Consider the following 17,400-nt stretch of genomic DNA (forward strand, 5'->3'; position numbering starts at 1 on the left):
GGCACTGAAACATGGACATTGCACGCGGATCTATTCAGCGGCCACTCTACACGTGGCTGATCATGCTCTTTGCCCTGTTCGGGGGCATCTGGGGCTTTCTCTCTCTGGGTCGACTGGAGGACCCGGCCTTTACCATCAAACAGGCGGTGATCCAGACCACCTATGCAGGCGCCAGCGCCGAACAAGTAGCGTTGGAAGTCTCCGAACCATTGGAATCCGCCATCCAGAAGATGGAGGAGGTGAAAGAAATCACATCGATGAACCGGCCGGGCGTGTCGATCATCGAAGTGGAAATGCAAGACACATATGACGGCTCTGAGCTGCCGCAAATCTGGACGAAACTGAGGGCCAAAGTGCGTGATGCCGCGCGTGGGCTGCCGGACGGGGTCAGTGAACCACTGGTCAACGACAGCTTTGGTGATGTGTTTGGGATTTTCTACGCTGTGACGGCGGAAGGCTTTTCCGACAAGGAGAAATACGAACTCTCCACTTATCTCCGTCGGGAACTTCTGACCGTCGACGGCGTGGCAGATGTCGACATCGCAGGACTGCGCAACGAGACGATCTATGTCGAGCCTGACATGCCGATTGCCACGAACCTCGGGGTTTCGGTGAACGTGATCGCCAATGCCATTGCGACATCCAACTCGGTCACGCCTGCAGGTGAGATCAAGGCCGGGTCGATGAACACGATCCTGCAGACGCCGGAAGGGTCAGATTCCGTCTCGGAAATTGCGGGCCTCACGGTGGGTGTCGGCGGTGAAACCATCAATATTATCGACGTCGCCAACGTTTGGCGTGGGCGCGAGATTGATCCAAACGAGCTGATCCGTTTCAACGGTGTCGAGGCGTTCACGCTTGGTGTGTCGGGGGTTGCCAATGAAAACATCGTTGATGTTGGTCACCGTGTGGACGCCAAGCTGGCGGAATTGGACAGCGACATTCCTTTTGGCGTCGAACTGCACCCGATTTATCAACAGCATATCGTGGTTGAAAAAGCCTCGAACGACTTCCTTGTGAACCTTGCCATGTCGGTCGCGATTGTGATCGTGGTGCTGGCGCTGTTCATGGGGTGGCGTGCGGCTGTTGTCGTTGGTTCAACGCTGCTTTTGACGGTGGTGGGGACGCTCTTTTTCATGGCGTTGTTCTCGATCGAGATGGAACGTATCTCGCTCGGTGCGCTAATCATCGCCATGGGGATGTTGGTGGACAATGCCATTGTGGTTGCCGAAGGCATGCAAATCTCCATGCAAAAAGGCAAATCCTCACGCGAGGCTGCCCATGAGGCTGCATCCAAAACGCAGATCCCGCTTCTGGGGGCGACGGTCATCGGCATCATGGCTTTTGCGGGTATCGGTCTCAGTCCGGATGCCACGGGTGAGTTCATGTTCTCCCTCTTTGCGGTGATTGGCATCTCATTGCTGTTGAGCTGGATCTTGGCGCTGACAGTGACCCCTTTGCTGGGGCACTACTTCTTCAAACGTGGCTCTGGCGACGATCAGGACAGCTACAGTGGCTTCCTGTTCCGCAGCTATGGGGCGTTGTTGCGCGGGGCACTGCAAGCGCGTTGGCTCGTGGTGGTTGGTTTGGTTGGCATAACCGTGATGTGTTTCATGGGCTTTGGTCTGATCAAGCAGCAGTTCTTCCCGAACTCCAACACACCCTTGTTCTACGTGCACTACAAACTCCCGCAGGGAACCGCGATCGAGACCACGTCAGCACATATGGCGGAGGTTGAGGAGTGGCTTGCTGCGCGCGATGACGTGGTGTCCACAGCCACGTTCGTGGGGCAGGGCGCAACACGTTTCCTGCTGACTTATGCCGCGGAAAAGGCGAACCCGAGCTACGGACATTTGATTATCCGCACCGAAAACTTAGAGCAGATCCCGCCGTTGCAGGCGGAACTTGAGGCTTGGGGTAAGGAGCATTTCCCGGAAGGGGAGTTCCGCACCGAGCGGCTGGTCTTTGGTCCCGGTGGCGGCGCACCTGTTGAGGTGCGCTTCTCCGGACCGGATCCGGCCGTGCTGCGCAAACTCGCGGAAGAAGCAAAGACTGTGCTTGAAACCGAGAGCAGTCTCACACGTGATATCCGTCATGACTGGCGCGAGCAGGAATTGGTGCTAAAGCCGATTTATGCAACGGACCGGGCACAAACGGCGGGGATCACCCGTGAGGCGATCTCTAACGCGCTGCAGTTTTCCACCAATGGGGTGACAACGGGTGTGTTCCGCGAGCGCGAGCGGCTTATCCCGATCGTCATGCGCCAGCCGCCTGAGGATCCCTATAATGTCATGAATCAGGTGGTTTTCTCTGAAACGTCTGGCAGCTGGATCCCGCTTGAACAGATGATCGACGGGATCACTTATGAGGTGCAGAACACACTCGTGCATCGCCGCGACCGGGTCTACACGATCACTGTTGGGGCAGATGTCCTGCCGGACGTGACAGCGGCCACGGCCTTCAGTGAGGTGCAGGCTGCGATTGAGGCCATTGAGGTGCCGGTGGGCTACAAGATGGAATGGGGCGGGGAGCATGAAAACTCCTCCGAAGCCAATGAAAGCCTCGGCAAGCAGCTGCCTTTGTCGCTGTTGATTATGGTGCTGATCTCGGTGCTGTTGTTCAACGCGATCCGTCAGCCGATCATCATCTGGCTGTTGGTCCCGATGAGCGTCAACGGTGTCGTTCTTGGCCTCTTGGGCACCGGGTTGCCCTTTACGTTCACGGCACTTCTGGGGCTTCTCAGCCTGTCGGGCATGCTGATCAAGAATGGTATTGTTCTGGTGGAGGAAATCGACATTGTTCGGCGCGAAGAGGGGCTGCCGCTGCGCGAGAGCATTGTGAAGGCCTCTGTGTCGCGTCTGCGACCGGTGATGCTGGCGGCGATCACGACCATCCTCGGCATGGCGCCTTTGATGAGTGATGCGTTCTTTGTGTCTATGGCTGTCACGATCATGGGTGGTTTGGCGTTTGCAACCGTCCTTACGCTGGTGGCCGCGCCTGTCTTCTATCTGATCTTTTTCAAAGGGGTAGAACGGCAGGAACAAAAAGCTGCTGCCGCAGTCTAAGACAATCGCCCTCATCTGTTTTGAGGGCGATGCGGCCGACATGTCCATTTCTCAGAGTGGCATATCTTCAAAATAAGAAAAGCCCCGTGGACCTGAGCCACGGGGCTTTTCCGTTATGGGGAGATCAAAGGTTGGCCATCTGTGAGGGGTGAGAGAGCAAATGATGACCGGAGGGAACATGATCTTCCGCTGCCCTTCTGGGCCGCTCTATGCAGGAATGAGTGTGCAGCCGCAGATGAGTCGTCGCAACGGGCGCGCCGTTAGATGCGCGCAAATATCAGATCCAATTGTCTGAAACTATTTGGGTCGGCCAGAGCGCATTCCACCATATCATGCAGAGGATTGGAGGGTGGCGGTTGCAGCGCAGGCCCGAGTGGGCCTGCGCTGCAACCCCCCGGATCGGATCGCCTATGGCGATCCAACCGCTCTTAGCCGATGGGTAGAGATCAAAAAGAAACGCCCCCGAAAACCGAGGGCGTTTCTTCTTCGATAGAGTGCCAGTGGGCACGCATTCTGGTGTTTAGCCCTGAAGGCTTTTTACCTCGACCTCACCTTCAGCCTGCGCCTGAATGGCGCGTGCTGCAGCATGAGCGCCAGCCGCAGTTGTGAAGTAGGGGATCTTGTCATAGAGCGCCACTTCACGCATCGGTTTGGAGTCTTCGACGGCTTGCGTCCCTTCGGTCGTGTTCAGCACCAGCTGGATGCCACCGTCCTTGAGCATGTCCACCACATGCGGACGGCCCTCATAGACCTTGTTCACAATGGCGCATTCGACCCCGTGACCGGCAAGCCAGCCTTGGGTGCCACGGGTTGCGACCAGTTCAAACCCCTGACCAATCAGGATACGGGCGGTGTCGAGCATCACCTCGGTTTTATCCTGATCTTTGATTGAGATGAACGCGCGGCCCTTGCTGGGAAGGACCATGCCAGCCCCCATCTGAGCCTTGAGGAAGGCACGCGCAAAGCTGCGATCCCAGCCCATGACCTCGCCGGTGGAGCGCATCTCTGGACCCAGAATGGTGTCGACGCCTGGGAACCGGGCGAAGGGCAGCACGGCCTCTTTGACGGAGAACCAAGGCATATCCGGGTCTGCAAGCGTCATCGGATCGGCCATGGGGGTGTTCACATCATACCCTGCATCGGGCTCGTAAGGGGCGCGTTGCGGGAAGTTTGAGAGCGGCTCCCCCGCCATCACGCGGGCCGCGATGGATGCAATTGCGCTGTCGGTGGCTTTGGCGACAAAAGGTACGGTCCGGGACGCACGCGGGTTCACCTCGATGAGGTAGATCTCATTGTCCTTGATCGCGAACTGCACGTTCATCAGGCCAACCACATTGAGCGCCTTGGCCAGCGCAAAGCTCTGCTCCTTGATGCGTTCAATCACGTCCTTATCAAGGGAATAGGGCGGCAGGGAGCAGGCGCTATCGCCGGAGTGGACGCCAGCCTCTTCGATGTGTTGCATAATGCCAGCGACATGCACGTCGGTGCCATCACAGATCGCATCCACATCGAGTTCCACCGCACCGGACAGATAGCTGTCCAACAGCACCGGGCTGTCGCCAGAGACCACCACGGCCTCTTTAATGTAGCGCTTCAACTGATCCATATCGCGCACGATTTCCATCGCGCGGCCACCCAGCACATAGGAGGGGCGGATCACCAGCGGGAAGCCGATTTCCTCAGCAATTTTCAGCGCTTGTTCATCGGTGGAGGCGATGCCGTTCTTTGGCTGTTTCAGGCCAAGTTCGTTGACCAGTGCCTGGAACCGCTCGCGGTCTTCGGCCAGATCGATGGCGTCCGGTGTGGTGCCGAGGATCGGGATGCCTTCGGCCTCCAGCGCGTTGGCGAGTTTGAGCGGGGTCTGGCCGCCGAACTGGACGATAACGCCGTGGAGCGTGCCGTTTTCCTGCTCGACACGCAGGATCTCCATCACATGCTCCATCGTCAGGGGCTCAAAGTACAGGCGATCCGAGGTGTCATAGTCAGTCGAGACGGTCTCCGGGTTACAGTTGACCATGATGGTCTCATAGCCCGCATCCGTAAGCGCGAAACATGCATGACAGCAGCAATAATCGAATTCGATGCCCTGACCGATACGGTTCGGACCACCGCCAAGGATGACGACCTTTTTGCGATCTGAGGGGCGCGCTTCGCATTCCACCTCACCCATCATCGGGCTCTCATAGGTGGAGTACATATAGGGTGTTTGCGCCTCAAACTCTGCCGCGCAGGTGTCGATACGTTTGAACACCGCCTTGACGCCAAGGTTGTGGCGCGCGCGGCGGACGTTGTCCTCGTCACGACCGGTGAGCGCGCCGAGGCGGGCGTCGGAGAAGCCGAGCATCTTGAGGACGCGCAGCTTGTCTTCGCGCATCGGCAGGCCGTTTTTGCGAATTTCACGCTCGGCGTCGATAATCTCGCGGATGCGGGCGAGGAACCAAGGGTCAAATTTGGTGACGCCCTGAATTTCGGCATCCGACAGACCGTGACGCATGGCTTGCGCGATGGTGCGCAGCCGGTCCGGTGTCTGCTGGCTGATGGCCTTGATGACGGCTGCCTTATCGTCGGCGCCAACGCTTTCCCAGAGACCCGCATGCACACCGGGAATATCGACTTCGTCAAAGCCGGTGAGGCCGGATTCCATCGAGGCGAGCGCTTTTTGCATCGATTCGTGGATGGTGCGGCCAATCGCCATGGCCTCGCCCACGGATTTCATTGCGGTGGTGAGGAAAGGTTCGGAGCCGGGGAATTTCTCGAAGGCGAATTTCGGGATCTTGGTGACCACATAGTCGATGGTCGGCTCAAAGGACGCAGGCGTTACTTTGGTAATATCGTTGTCCAACTCGTCGAGCGTGTAGCCCACGGCGAGTTTCGCGGCGATTTTGGCAATCGGAAAGCCGGTCGCTTTGGAGGCGAGCGCCGAAGAACGGCTCACACGCGGGTTCATCTCGATCACGACCATGCGGCCATCATCGGGGTTCACGGCCCATTGCACGTTGGAACCACCAGTCTCGACGCCGATCTCGCGCAGAACTGCGATCGAGGCGGTACGCATGATCTGGTATTCCTTGTCGGTCAGGGTCAATGCCGGAGCGACAGTGATCGAGTCGCCAGTGTGCACACCCATCGGGTCGACGTTCTCAATCGAGCAGACGATGATGGCGTTATCCGCTTTGTCGCGGACCACTTCCATTTCATATTCTTTCCAGCCCAAAAGGCTCTCATCGACGAGGATTTGGTTCACCGGCGAGGCATCCATGCCAGAGCGGCAGTAATGGATGTAGTCTTCGCGGTTGTAAGCCACACCGCCGCCGGTGCCGCCAAGGGTGAAGGCCGGGCGGATGATCGCGGGCAGGCCGATATCCTCAAGCGCCTCGAGCGCGATCTGCACCCCGGCCTCAAGATCCGCACTGCCGTTGTCTTTTTTCGGAGCGGTGACGATGGTGGCCCGAGGGTTTTCAAGGCCGAGGCGGTCCATCGCTTCGCGGAAGAGCTTGCGGTCTTCGGCCATCTCAATGGCCTCGCGCTTGGCACCGATCATCTCGACGTTGTATTTTTCCAGCACCCCCATTTCCTCAAGCGCGAGCGAGGTGTTGAGGCCGGTTTGCCCGCCCATGGTCGGCAAGAGCGCGTCGGGGCGTTCCTTCTCAATGATTTTGGCGACCACCTCAGGTGTGATCGGTTCGATATAGGTGGCATCCGCAAGGCCCGGGTCGGTCATAATCGTTGCCGGGTTGGAGTTCACGAGGATAACGCGGTAACCTTCTTCGCGCAGCGCTTTACAGGCTTGTGCGCCGGAGTAGTCGAATTCGCAGGCCTGGCCGATGACGATGGGCCCGGCGCCAATGATCATGATCGACTTGATATCGGTTCTCTTCGGCATGGCGGGCGTCCTTTTGACAGAAATTACGGCGTGGCAGTCTGAATCAGGCGCGGGCAGCGCCCAAATTGTCCTGCGTTATAGGCAGCGAGACGAAAGGTGCAAGGGGGATCGGCGTTGCGGTGCAAATTGCCGTTTTCGGGCCTTTCGTGTGGCGGCCAAACCGCTATATGCGGGGGCAAGGGAGACATTGACTGCTCACGGAGACCCTGACGGTGCAAATCCGCTTTGACAATGGCCCATTTGGGGCTGCGGCGCAGTTCGAGGCACCGCTGGAGCTGATCCACGCGGAGCGGCCCCATGAGGTGCGCCCGGCGCTGGCAGCTCTGGACCGCGCGCGAAGCGCGGGGCATTGGGTCGCGGGATATGCATCATATGAGCTGGGTTATGCGCTGGAGCCGCGACTGGAGCATAAGCTTCCCACGCACCGGCGTCTGCCGCTCTTGCAATTTGGGGTCTATCGCGCGCCGGTGCAGGCTGATGTTCCGCTTTGGGCCGGCGATGCTGGGGTTGGGGAGAGCACAGCGCGCTGGAGTGCGGCGCGCTATAGGCAGGCCTTTGATACCGTAAAAGCCTATATAGGCGCAGGCGATATTTATCAGGCCAACCTGACCTTTCCGATTGATGCGAAGGTTTGGGGCGGGGCGGAGGCGCTCTATGCTGCCCTCGCCGAGCGTCAACCAGTGGGATACGGTGCGCTCATCACGCAAGACGGTCTGCCAACGATCCTGTCGCGCAGCCCGGAGCTGTTCTTTCGCACATCCCCTGATGGCGTAATTGAAACGCGGCCCATGAAAGGCACGCAACCGCGCAGTCAGGACCCAGTGGAGGACGCCCGCCGCCGCGCGTTCCTTCAGGTGGATGAAAAAAACCGCGCTGAGAACCTGATGATTGTCGATCTCCTCCGCAATGACATCAGCCGGATCGCGGAAACCGGTTCAGTACAAGTGCCTGAACTTTTTGCAGTAGAAAGCTACGCCACCGTGCATCAGATGGTGTCACTGGTGCGGGCACGGCTAAAGGCCGGGGCTGGTTTGGCTGATATATTCGCAGCGCTTTATCCCTGCGGTTCTATCACCGGAGCGCCAAAAATCCGCGCAATGGAGGTGCTGCACGAGCTGGAGCCATGGGCGCGCGATATCTATTGTGGCTCCATCGGCTGGGCTGCGCCGGACGGACGGTCAGAATTTAACGTGGCCATCCGCACCATGATGCTGGAGGGCGACGCGGCCACGTTCAACGTAGGCGGCGGGTTGGTGTGGGACAGCACCGCCAGCTCGGAATATGAGGAAGCATTGTGGAAAGCCCGTTTCGCGCAAGTGACGACCCCGATTTCCGCCTGATCGAGACCTTTGCTTTTGTGCCAAAGCTGGGCGTGGCGCGGCTTGAATTGCATCTGGCGCGCATGGCGCGCACCGCAGAGGTCTTTGGGATCGATTTCGACCTATCACAGGCACGCGGTGGGGTGGCTGGCCTGTCCGATGCTGTCCCATTGCGCTGTCGATTGACCCTCGCCCCAGACGGGCGGTTTGAGCTGACGACGACAGCGATGCCCGCGTCTGCCGATAGATGGCGATTTGCAATAGCGGATACGTCCCTATGGTCCGGAGATCCGTTTCTGCGCCACAAGACAACACGGCGTGGGGTTTATGACAGTGCAAGGCACGCTTTGCCCGCAGGGATTGATGAACTGGTGTTTTGCAACGAACGCGCTGAAATCTGTGAAGGTACAATCACCAATATTGTCGTGACACTTGAAAAAGGCCCGCGAGTGACGCCACCACTGTCCTCGGGGTGCTTGCCCGGAGTGTATCGTCAGAGCTTGATTGACGCGGGCCACGTGCGAGAGGCCGTCCTAAGGGTTGCAGACCTGAGGGATGCGAAGGCAATCCATCTTGTTAACGCGCTGCGCGGCGAAATTCCCGCCGTTTTGATTCAGAAATAGCAGACGGCTCCCGCACCCTCGGCGTGCCCTGCCACCGCGGGTCCCCGTGGGGACCCGCGCCGGGCCCAACGGGAGCGGAGGCATTTTCTAATGCGCTCCGCGACGGGCGGGAGAGCCCCCGTGCTTGTTATGCGCTGGCATTCTACGGTGAACGGTCGCGAAAGCGCACCAAATCGCCCACGTTGCTTGACAACCGGGCGGGAACCTTGTGTACGGAAGGTTGAATTTTGCTTGGGCCCGGCACACGCACGCGTGCCCCCGCCGCAGACCGAAAGAGACCAGATCCATGCACGCATTTCGCAGCCATACCTGCGCCGAACTGAACAAATCTCACGTGGGCGAAACCGTTCGCCTCTCCGGCTGGGTCCACCGTGTCCGAGATCACGGCGGCCTGTTGTTCATCGACCTGCGCGACCACTATGGCGTCACGCAAGTCATGGCCGACCCCGACAGCCCCGTATTTGCAGAGATCGAAAAGGTCCGCTCCGAATGGTGTATCCGCATCGATGGCGAGGTAAAGGCGCGTGACGAGAGCCTTGTGAACGCCAAGATCCCGACCGGTGAGATCGAAGTGTTCATCCGTGACATCGAAGCTCTGGGCAAATCCGAAGAGCTGCCGCTGATGGTCTTTGGCGAGCAGGAATACCCAGAAGAAACCCGCCTGCGCTATCGTTACCTCGACCTGCGCCGCGAGAAGATGCAGCGTAACATGGTGCTGCGCTCCAACATGATCCGCTCGATCCGCAACCGGATGTGGGATCAGGGTTTTAATGAGTACCAGACACCGATCATCACCGCATCGAGCCCCGAGGGCGCGCGCGACTTTCTCGTGCCGTCGCGTCTTCATCCGGGCAAGTTCTACGCGCTGCCGCAGGCGCCGCAACAGTTCAAACAGCTGATGATGGTCTCGGGCTTTGACAAGTATTTCCAGATCGCGCCCTGTTTTCGCGACGAGGATCCGCGTGCCGACCGTTCGCCCACCGATTTTTACCAACTCGACATGGAAATGTCCTTTGTCACCCAGCAGGATGTGTTCGACACGATCGCGCCGGTGATCGCGGGCGTGTTTGAGGAGTTCGGTCAGGGCCGCAAGGTGGACGCAGCCAACGAGTGGCCGCAGATTTCTTATAGGGACGCGGCCCTGTGGTATGGTTCGGACAAGCCGGACCTGCGCAACCCGATCAAGATGCAGGTGGTTTCTGAGCATTTCGCAGGCTCTGGTTTTGCGATCTTCGCCAAACTGCTGGAGCAAGAAGGCACCGAAATTCGCGCCATCCCCGCGCCCACCGGTGGCAGCCGCAAATTCTGTGACCGCATGAATGCCTTCGCGCAGAAAGAGGGTCTGCCGGGGATGGGCTATATCTTCTGGCGCGAGAAAGACGGTGAAATGGAAGCGGCCGGTCCGCTTGCGAAAAACATCGGCCCTGAGCGCACCGAGGCGATCCGCCAGCAGCTTGGTCTTGGCGTTGGGGATGCGGCCTTCTTCCTTGGCGGCAAGCCGAAGACGTTTGAGGCGGTCGCTGGCCGGGCGCGCAACGTGATTGGTGAAGAGCTGAACCTCACTGACAAGGACCGCTTTGCCTTTGCTTGGATCGTGGATTTCCCGATTTATGAAAAGGACGAAGAGACCGGCAAGATCGACTTTGAGCACAACCCCTTCTCCATGCCGCAGGGCGGGATGGATGCGCTCAATGGTGATCCGCTGGACGTGCGTGGCAACCAGTATGACCTCGCCTGCAACGGCTACGAGCTGGTTTCTGGTGCGATCCGGAACCACAAGCCGGAGATCATGTTCAAAGCGTTCGAGATTGCAGGCTACGGCAAGGAAGAAGTCGAAAAGCGCTTTGGCGGTATGGTCAACGCGTTTCAGTACGGCGCCCCGCCGCATGGGGGCTGTGCAGCCGGTATCGACCGGATGGTGATGCTTCTGGCGGATGAGGCCAACATCCGCGAGGTCATCATGTTCCCGATGAACCAACGCGCCGAAGATCTGATGATGGCCGCCCCAAGCGAGCCCATGTCAGAGCAGCTGATGGAATTGGGCCTGCGCGTGATCCCGCAGGACGACTGATGCTGAGGCGTCGACAGATTATGATGGGGGCTGCCAGTTGGGCGGCCCCTTTTTCTTTGGCCAACGCGCGTTTTCGCAGATGTCGGGGCTGCGTCTTTCAACACAGGCGGTATTTCTTGGGATAGCTATGCTGAGGGGCCGGATCGGGCGCAGGTCGAAGGCAAGCCGATTTAAATGCTGGTGCGCGCAACTTGGTGCCCGATGTGTTGCGCATTTTGGTCCGTTTTCTTTGAGCGCCGCGTCGAGGTGCTTTGTCAAAAACTCATATGCGTGTTGGTTGACCGCAATCAGGAAACGGAGATCAGTCAAGCCTACGCACCGGATGGTGACTATATTCCGCGCTCAACGATCCTGTCACCCGAGGGCGTATTGCAGGGGGCGCTCAATTCGGGGCGCGGTGACTACCGCTATTTTGTGCCGGTAGGAAACCCGGGCCCGCTGATTGATCTATTGCAGCGAGCACTGGAGATCCGGATCTAACGAAGCCCGAACCGACGACGGGCGGTCCGGGGCTTGCTCGCATCCGTTCGGCTCGGGATCAGGCGGGACTGAAGCCCGAGTACGATGATCAGAGTCAGTGATGCGATCAGCAACGATTGTAGCATGTTAGATCGCGATCTTGCGATGAAGCCGCTCTTGCACGAGGTCGGCAATCATAGCGGTTTCAACTGCCAGCGGTCCGCCGGATTTCCGGGTTTCCGCCAGACGGGTCGCAGCAGTTGCCAGTGGCGTATCTCCGACGCTGCGGGCGACACCACCTAGGAATTGCGCCAGATAGTCCAGCGTGCGTTCGTCCTTGGCCTCGTCCAGAACCTCTGCGGCATGCGCCATATCATCACGGAACGCGAGCATATCAGGCTCCACCGCCTCATCGGTGACCGGGCGCGGCCCAATCGGTTGGCGCTCGGGAGGCATATTGCTGAGGATCGCATTCTGAAATGCGGCGAGAGACAGGATCGGTTTTGGCAAAAATCCATCGGCCCCTGCCTGCATCGTGGCGCTCGCGGCATTCTCATCGCCAGAGGTACCAAGGATGACCGCAACGCGCGGCGAGGCTGTCGAGAGCGCCTCGATCAATTCAGCGCCCGAGCCATCGGGGAGGCCGAGGTCAATAATGACGACAGACGGGCGATAGACCTGCAGGTGTTTGCGCGCTGACTTCAGGCTATCGGCCCGACGGATGCGCGCGCCACTGCGCAAACACAGCAAACGCATTGCCTCACAAGCATAGCGGCTGTCTTCTACTACTAGGATCGTCAAACCCAGAAGCGGGCGGCGTCCGCTCCCAAGTCGGGCTGCGGAAGCAAAAAGATCCGAATCGTCCATGTCCTGACCTCACTGATTACATGCCCTCAACGCTATGGATTCTGGGCTAACAAGTTCTTAATAGGCGGCGACGTGACGTCTGGACGCGGTCAGTTTCAACCGTGGCGTGTGCGTGCGGGCTTGCAAGAAACATGCGGTTTTGATCTTTACGCAGACATATCGTTTCAAAACCAAGGATGCCTGCCATGATCGGACGTTTAAACCATGTCGCCATCGCTGTACCGGATCTGGAGGCTGCTATGGCTCAGTATCGAGATGCGCTCGGTGCAAATGTCGGTGCCCCCCAAGATGAACCGGACCATGGTGTGACGGTGGTATTCATCGAGCTGCCCAACACCAAGATAGAACTGCTCTATCCACTGGGGGAGGGGTCTCCGATCCAAGGGTTCCTTGACAAAAATCCAGCTGGCGGGATTCACCACATTTGCTACGAAGTCGAAGACATCCTTGCAGCGCGCGACCACCTCAAAGCACAAGGAGCCCGCGTTCTGGGAACAGGAGAGCCGAAAATCGGTGCCCATGGTAAGCCAGTTCTTTTCCTGCATCCCAAAGATTTCAACGGCTGCCTGGTGGAACTCGAACAGGTTTGACGCTAGATGCACCGCAGAGCGCGCGATCACGCCCCTCTGCATGCCTCAGCCTTTTGAAAGGAACGTCTCATGGGTATCACGTCCGGTATCGTGCTTTATGCGGTCATCTGGTTCATGACCTTTTTGGTGGTCATCCCGATCCGGCTGCAGACGCAGGGAGATGCGGGAGAGATTGTGCCGGGCACTCATGCCGGGGCACCTGAGCGCCACTATCTGAAGCAGAAGGCATGGATCACCACCGGTGCAGCTGCCGTGATCTGGGCGGTCATTGCCGGGGTCATTTTGACAGGGGCGGTCAGTGTCAGCGACTTTGACTGGTTTGGTCGGTTGCCGCAGCGCCCCTGAGCACTCAAGGCTGGAACGCCCCGAAGTCTCTGAGCTGCGTTCCGACCTTCTGTTCTGATGTGTTTGCCCCGTGCTGAGTGCTGACTCGCGCGGGGTTATTCATTCCAAAGCATACGCAGCGTATCATGCCCGGCCTCATCAGGTTGACTTTGCCCACGGTGGGATAGCGCGGTTTCAATCGTCATCAGCAACCATTGCAACCGTGCGGAATTTGAGAACCGGCGATGCCACACCAGATCGTATTGGTTCGGAGGCAGCTCAACAGGGAAGGGGGAAGAGGCCAGAATGCCTTCGGTATTGCGGACGGCGCGCGCGGGCAGGCTGGCCAGCATATCGGTTCCCTGCAGCAGCCGGATCAGCATCCAGAGGTTTGGAACCCCCAAGATAATCCGGCGATGTATGGCCAGTGCCTCTAGTTCGGTCTGCAACACGCTCTTACGGCCCTGTCCAAACGCCACGGTCGCATGCGAGGCAGAACAGTAATCGGCAATACTCTCGACCGGGCCACGTACTTTGGGATCATAGAATACCCGCATAGTGTCCTGCGATAGCGCCATGTGACACAGGGTGTTGGAGTACGACCGCGGCCGCAATGTCAAAACGACATCCACCTGCCTCGTTTCCAAGAGGGGTTCGATTTGGGTCTGCTTACCGAGGTCTCGGAATATGAGGTGTTTTTGCGGAAGGCTTGCCCTGAGCGCCGTGTAAATGGTCTGTAGTTCGCCGTCCAAAACGCTAGAACTGAGCGCGATGATGAATGGATCAGGATCGGTGATCGGATCATAGATCCCCTGATCCGCAAGCCCTTCCATTTCGATGAGGATGCGGCGGACTTTGGGCGCGAGGGCATCCGCGCGTGCACTGGGAACGATGCCACGTCCTGATTGAACAAAGAGTGCATCCCCCAGTAGTCCACGTAGTTTCTCAATGTTGTGGCTAATGGTCGATTGACTGCTGTTCAGCACATCGGCGGCACGGCTGACGGATTTCTCGTCATAAACCGTCAGGAAAACGCGTAACACCCTCCCACTGATTTGAGAGATGTCAATTCTATGCATGTGGCCACCAGCATTTAGGACTTGATAACAAAGGTTAATCCGGGCACTTATTACTACTAAAAGATTAACAATAGCAGGCATCGGGTGGAAGAAAATAATGCGTGCTTGGGCAGGCGATCCGAGTGAGATCGGGTCCTTAGGGACAAAAAATGAGCAGGAAAACGAGCGGGCAGCGCTGACGGCTCTCATCAACTATGTCGTTGAAACGACATGTAATTCTCAGGAATCTCCTAGTCGAGATAGCGCTGATGATCTGCGCCGCAGCCTGAGTGAAGTGGTGTTGACGGCATAGCGCAGGATCGCTGCGAATGTACCCCGTTTTCCAACCTGCGAAAGTCTGACCGACGCGGCAGACTGTTAATTGGCGCATCCTCGAATTGGGTGATTTCTTCAAAAAAATGGAAACCGCTGCTTGCGTGAAACAAGAAAGTGGAAAACTGTTGCAAAAAAGCCGGACTGTCAATCAGCCCGGCTTTGTCAATTCTAATGATAAATTATTGATCTGATATCAGATCATATTGCCCGGCAAGCGTGTGTTGCCGAAGGCGGATCAGATCTGCTCGACCTTGACCGAGGGAAGGGGCAGAAACGCCAGATGCCCCTTGATTTCTGAAGCCGTCGCCAAAGGCGCCTCATAGCTCCAGACAGCATCTTCATCGGTCGAGGATTTATTGACGATGGAGTAGTAGGTGGCATCCCCCTTATGGGGGCAGTGGCTGGTTTTCTCCGATTTGTCGAGGAACGCCATGGCGACGTCTTCGCGGGGGAAATAAATGACCGCAGGCAAGTCGCCTTCGATCAGTTCCAGTGCATTCTCGGTTTCGCCCAATATGGCGCCACCTGAACGGACGACCCACCGGCCTGTCGCTTTTTGGATCGTGATCTTGGTCATCGGGTTCCCCCTCCTTCTAGCTTTGGTAAGGCTTCTGCCCGGTCAATGTAACAGTCGAGTATCAGAGCGGCGCACAGGCCGCGTCCAACCACTTAGCCGCAGCTGCGCTGACGCGCGGTGCGATCATGCGGTTTACCTCTGCGTGATAGCTGTTGAGCCAGTCGCGCTCGCCCGGGGACAGCATCTCGGGCACCACCAAACGGCGGTCGATGGGCGCAAACGTCAGCGTGCGCCACGCGAGCATCTTGCGGTCTGCGTCGGCGCTGTCAAGGGCCGGAGCCTCCTCAACGACCACCAGATTCTCAATTCGAATGCCAAAGGCCCCCTCGCGGTAATACCCCGGCTCGTTGGAGAGGATCATGCCGGGTTCAAGCGACACGGTATTCAAACGCGAAAGCCCCTGCGGGCCTTCGTGGACGCTTAAAAACGCACCGACCCCGTGACCTAGACCGTGGTTGAAGTCCTGACCTGCCATCCACAAGGGCAAGCGGCCAATTGCTTCAAGCTCACGTCCAGAACGCCCCTCGGGCCAACGCAGTCTGGAGACAGCAATCATGCCCTGCAGCACGCGGGTGAAAGCCTGCGATTCCTCATGCCCCGGCGTGCCGATTGCAATGGTGCGGGTGATGTCGGTGGTTCCGTCCAGATACTGACCACCACTGTCGAGCACGAGCAGATGGCCATCTTCTAGGGTGGCATTGGTTTCCTCTGTCACGCGGTAATGCATGATGGCCCCATTGGGACCGGTGCCGGAAATGGTTTCAAAACTGATATCACGCAATGCAGGATCAGCAGAGCGGAATCCCTCGAGCGTTTTCACAACATCGATCTCGGTGAGCGTTCCGGGGGCTTGGGCGTCAAGCCATGCAAGGGTTTCGACCACGGCTGCGCCATCGCGCACATGCGCCGCGGCACTGCCTTTGATCTCGGCGGTGTTCTTTCGTGCTTTGGGCAGGGCGCAGGGATCACCGACAGAGGCGATCTTGTCGCCCAAGACGTTGGCGACAGCTTGTGGCAGGCTGCGCTCATCCACTGCCACTTGGCCATCGAGGGTTTGGACAGCGTCGAGGAAATGTTCAGGTGCATGGCATGTCACATGCGCGCCGAGATCCAGCCCAGCCAGCTTCTGTGTCGCCATGAACAGATCCACACGCGCATCGTCATACAAAATGGCAAACCCATGGGCGACGGGATTGCGCGGAATGTCTGATCCGCGAATATTCAACAGCCACATAATACTGTCAGGCAAGGTGATGACGGCTGCAGACTGCCCACCCTTGCGCAGCCCATCGGCAAGACGCTGGGCTTTCGATTGCGCGCTTTCTCCGGCGTATTCTTCCGGATGTGCGATGGCGGGCTGCATGGGGGGTGCGGGCTGATCGGGCCAAATCCGATCTACCAGATTGTCACTTTCGATGAGAGAAACCTGCGAAGACTTTAGCCGCGCATTCAATTCGCGAATTTCACGCATTGAGTGGAGCCACGGATCATAGGCGATGGTTCCGCCCTGAGGTAGCTGCTCCACCAGCCAATCACCAAGTGTCACATCGGGCCAAGGTACGGGCGTATACACGTCTGCCACCTGACTTTTGACCTGCGTGCGATAACGCCCATCAATAAAGACGCCAGCGACGCTGTGTAGCGCAGCGCAGAACCCCGCCGACCCGGTAAATCCTGTGAGCCAAGAGAGCCGCTCATCATGCGGCGCCACGTATTCCCCCTGATGTGCGTCGGCGCGGGGGATCAGAAATCCGTCCAGGCCTTCGTTCTCAAGCTGGGAGCGCAATGCGGCGAGACGATCCAGGCCCTGTTCCGGGCGTGCTGTAACATCGAAGGTCTGAAACATCTCTCTCTCCTGAATGTGGCGGCAATATCCGGCATGCACCCAGAGTGTGGCAATCGGACAAATTGAAGCTGAGTTACGGTGCGGTGCGACCGGGAGTTGTTTTGTTACAGATCACAGACCTGCAAACAAGCCCGGCTGCGGAAAGATCTCAAACGCAAGAGGGAAAAGCTCCCGCCCAATACCACTGCCCCATGCAGGGCAGTGGCATTCGTTGGGCCAAGCGCCGCGCCTTCCCTTTGGAAAGGCGCGGCGCGGTCGCGTCAAGAACAGCTCTATTGGAACAAAAGGGTGGTAGCGGAGTGCGGCGCGTCGTCAGGCGCGCGGCCGGGCCCAACGCGTCTGGCGGCATCTTTGATGCAGTCATAAGGGGCGGGAGCATTCC

Annotated in this window: 12 protein-coding genes; 7 read left to right on the plus strand and 5 right to left on the minus strand. The window is 58.3% G+C overall.

The features are described from left to right. The first annotated feature begins 11 nt into the window (after nucleotides 1-11). Nucleotides 12-3,065 (plus strand): efflux RND transporter permease subunit, encoded by a 3,054-nt coding sequence (locus UB90_RS08455; RefSeq protein ID WP_065331930.1) that lies wholly within the window; start codon nucleotides 12-14, stop codon nucleotides 3,063-3,065. Nucleotides 3,066-3,585: 520 nt separating this feature from the next. Here UB90_RS08455 and carB read toward each other — a convergent pair. Continuing rightward, nucleotides 3,586-6,948 (minus strand): carbamoyl-phosphate synthase large subunit, encoded by a 3,363-nt coding sequence (gene carB, locus UB90_RS08460; protein ID WP_065324470.1) that lies wholly within the window; start codon nucleotides 6,946-6,948, stop codon nucleotides 3,586-3,588. A gap of 212 nt (nucleotides 6,949-7,160) precedes the next feature. Between carB and UB90_RS08465 the strand changes: the two genes are divergently transcribed. The 4 genes from UB90_RS08465 (at nucleotide 7,161) to UB90_RS08480 (ending at nucleotide 11,441) form a co-directional block, all read left to right on the plus strand. Continuing rightward, nucleotides 7,161-8,288, plus strand: coding sequence for an aminodeoxychorismate synthase component I (locus UB90_RS08465; protein WP_065324471.1), 1,128 nt, complete (start codon nucleotides 7,161-7,163; stop codon nucleotides 8,286-8,288). Then, nucleotides 8,243-8,890, plus strand: a complete 648-nt coding sequence (locus tag UB90_RS08470) for an aminotransferase class IV family protein (protein WP_065324472.1) — start codon at nucleotides 8,243-8,245, stop codon at nucleotides 8,888-8,890. Before UB90_RS08465 ends, UB90_RS08470 begins: the two co-directional genes overlap by 46 nt. A 286-nt stretch (nucleotides 8,891-9,176) precedes the next feature. Next, nucleotides 9,177-10,961, plus strand: coding sequence for an aspartate--tRNA ligase (aspS, locus tag UB90_RS08475; RefSeq protein WP_065324473.1), 1,785 nt, complete (start codon nucleotides 9,177-9,179; stop codon nucleotides 10,959-10,961). 270 nt (nucleotides 10,962-11,231) lie between these two features. Then, nucleotides 11,232-11,441 (plus strand): thioredoxin domain-containing protein, encoded by a 210-nt coding sequence (locus UB90_RS08480; protein ID WP_131818788.1) that lies wholly within the window; start codon nucleotides 11,232-11,234, stop codon nucleotides 11,439-11,441. A 126-nt stretch (nucleotides 11,442-11,567) separates the two neighbouring features. On the opposite strand, the gene UB90_RS08485 is transcribed toward UB90_RS08480, so the two are convergent. After that, nucleotides 11,568-12,287, minus strand: a complete 720-nt coding sequence (locus UB90_RS08485; RefSeq protein ID WP_065324475.1) for a response regulator — start codon at nucleotides 12,285-12,287, stop codon at nucleotides 11,568-11,570. Nucleotides 12,288-12,472: 185 nt separating this feature from the next. On the opposite strand from UB90_RS08485, the gene mce reads away from it, so the two are divergent. Beyond that, nucleotides 12,473-12,877: a methylmalonyl-CoA epimerase gene (gene mce, locus UB90_RS22430; protein ID WP_009179081.1), complete on the plus strand. Its 405-nt coding sequence runs from the start codon at nucleotides 12,473-12,475 to the stop codon at nucleotides 12,875-12,877. A 69-nt stretch (nucleotides 12,878-12,946) separates the two neighbouring features. Beyond that, on the plus strand, nucleotides 12,947-13,222 hold the full coding sequence (locus UB90_RS08495) for a DUF1467 family protein (protein ID WP_005632406.1): 276 nt from the start codon (nucleotides 12,947-12,949) through the stop codon (nucleotides 13,220-13,222). A gap of 95 nt (nucleotides 13,223-13,317) precedes the next feature. On the opposite strand, the gene UB90_RS08500 is transcribed toward UB90_RS08495, so the two are convergent. From UB90_RS08500 to UB90_RS08510, 3 genes are all read right to left on the minus strand, one after another. Beyond that, complete coding sequence (locus UB90_RS08500; RefSeq protein WP_227512058.1) at nucleotides 13,318-14,244, minus strand: LysR family transcriptional regulator; 927 nt, start codon at nucleotides 14,242-14,244, stop codon at nucleotides 13,318-13,320. A 586-nt stretch (nucleotides 14,245-14,830) separates the two neighbouring features. Beyond that, nucleotides 14,831-15,172, minus strand: coding sequence for a DUF427 domain-containing protein (locus UB90_RS08505; RefSeq protein ID WP_005632411.1), 342 nt, complete (start codon nucleotides 15,170-15,172; stop codon nucleotides 14,831-14,833). A gap of 61 nt (nucleotides 15,173-15,233) precedes the next feature. Then, on the minus strand, nucleotides 15,234-17,018 hold the full coding sequence (locus UB90_RS08510) for an aminopeptidase P family protein (protein ID WP_065324478.1): 1,785 nt from the start codon (nucleotides 17,016-17,018) through the stop codon (nucleotides 15,234-15,236). Nucleotides 17,019-17,400 lie beyond the last annotated feature (382 nt).

Source organism: Tritonibacter mobilis (genome assembly GCF_001681715.1).
Taxonomy (GTDB): Bacteria; Pseudomonadota; Alphaproteobacteria; order Rhodobacterales; family Rhodobacteraceae; genus Epibacterium; species Epibacterium mobile.

Excerpts from the sequence above, each read along its gene's own strand:
- UB90_RS08455 (WP_065331930.1), top strand. The coding sequence starts at position 12 with ATGGACATTGCACGCGGATCTATTCAGCGGCCACTCTACACGTGGCTG.
- carB (WP_065324470.1), bottom strand. The coding sequence starts at position 6,948 with ATGCCGAAGAGAACCGATATCAAGTCGATCATGATCATTGGCGCCGGG.
- aspS (WP_065324473.1), top strand. The coding sequence starts at position 9,177 with ATGCACGCATTTCGCAGCCATACCTGCGCCGAACTGAACAAATCTCAC.
- UB90_RS08485 (WP_065324475.1), bottom strand. The coding sequence starts at position 12,287 with ATGGACGATTCGGATCTTTTTGCTTCCGCAGCCCGACTTGGGAGCGGA.
- mce (WP_009179081.1), top strand. The coding sequence starts at position 12,473 with ATGATCGGACGTTTAAACCATGTCGCCATCGCTGTACCGGATCTGGAG.
- UB90_RS08495 (WP_005632406.1), top strand. The coding sequence starts at position 12,947 with ATGGGTATCACGTCCGGTATCGTGCTTTATGCGGTCATCTGGTTCATG.
- UB90_RS08505 (WP_005632411.1), bottom strand. The coding sequence starts at position 15,172 with ATGACCAAGATCACGATCCAAAAAGCGACAGGCCGGTGGGTCGTCCGT.
- UB90_RS08510 (WP_065324478.1), bottom strand. The coding sequence starts at position 17,018 with ATGTTTCAGACCTTCGATGTTACAGCACGCCCGGAACAGGGCCTGGAT.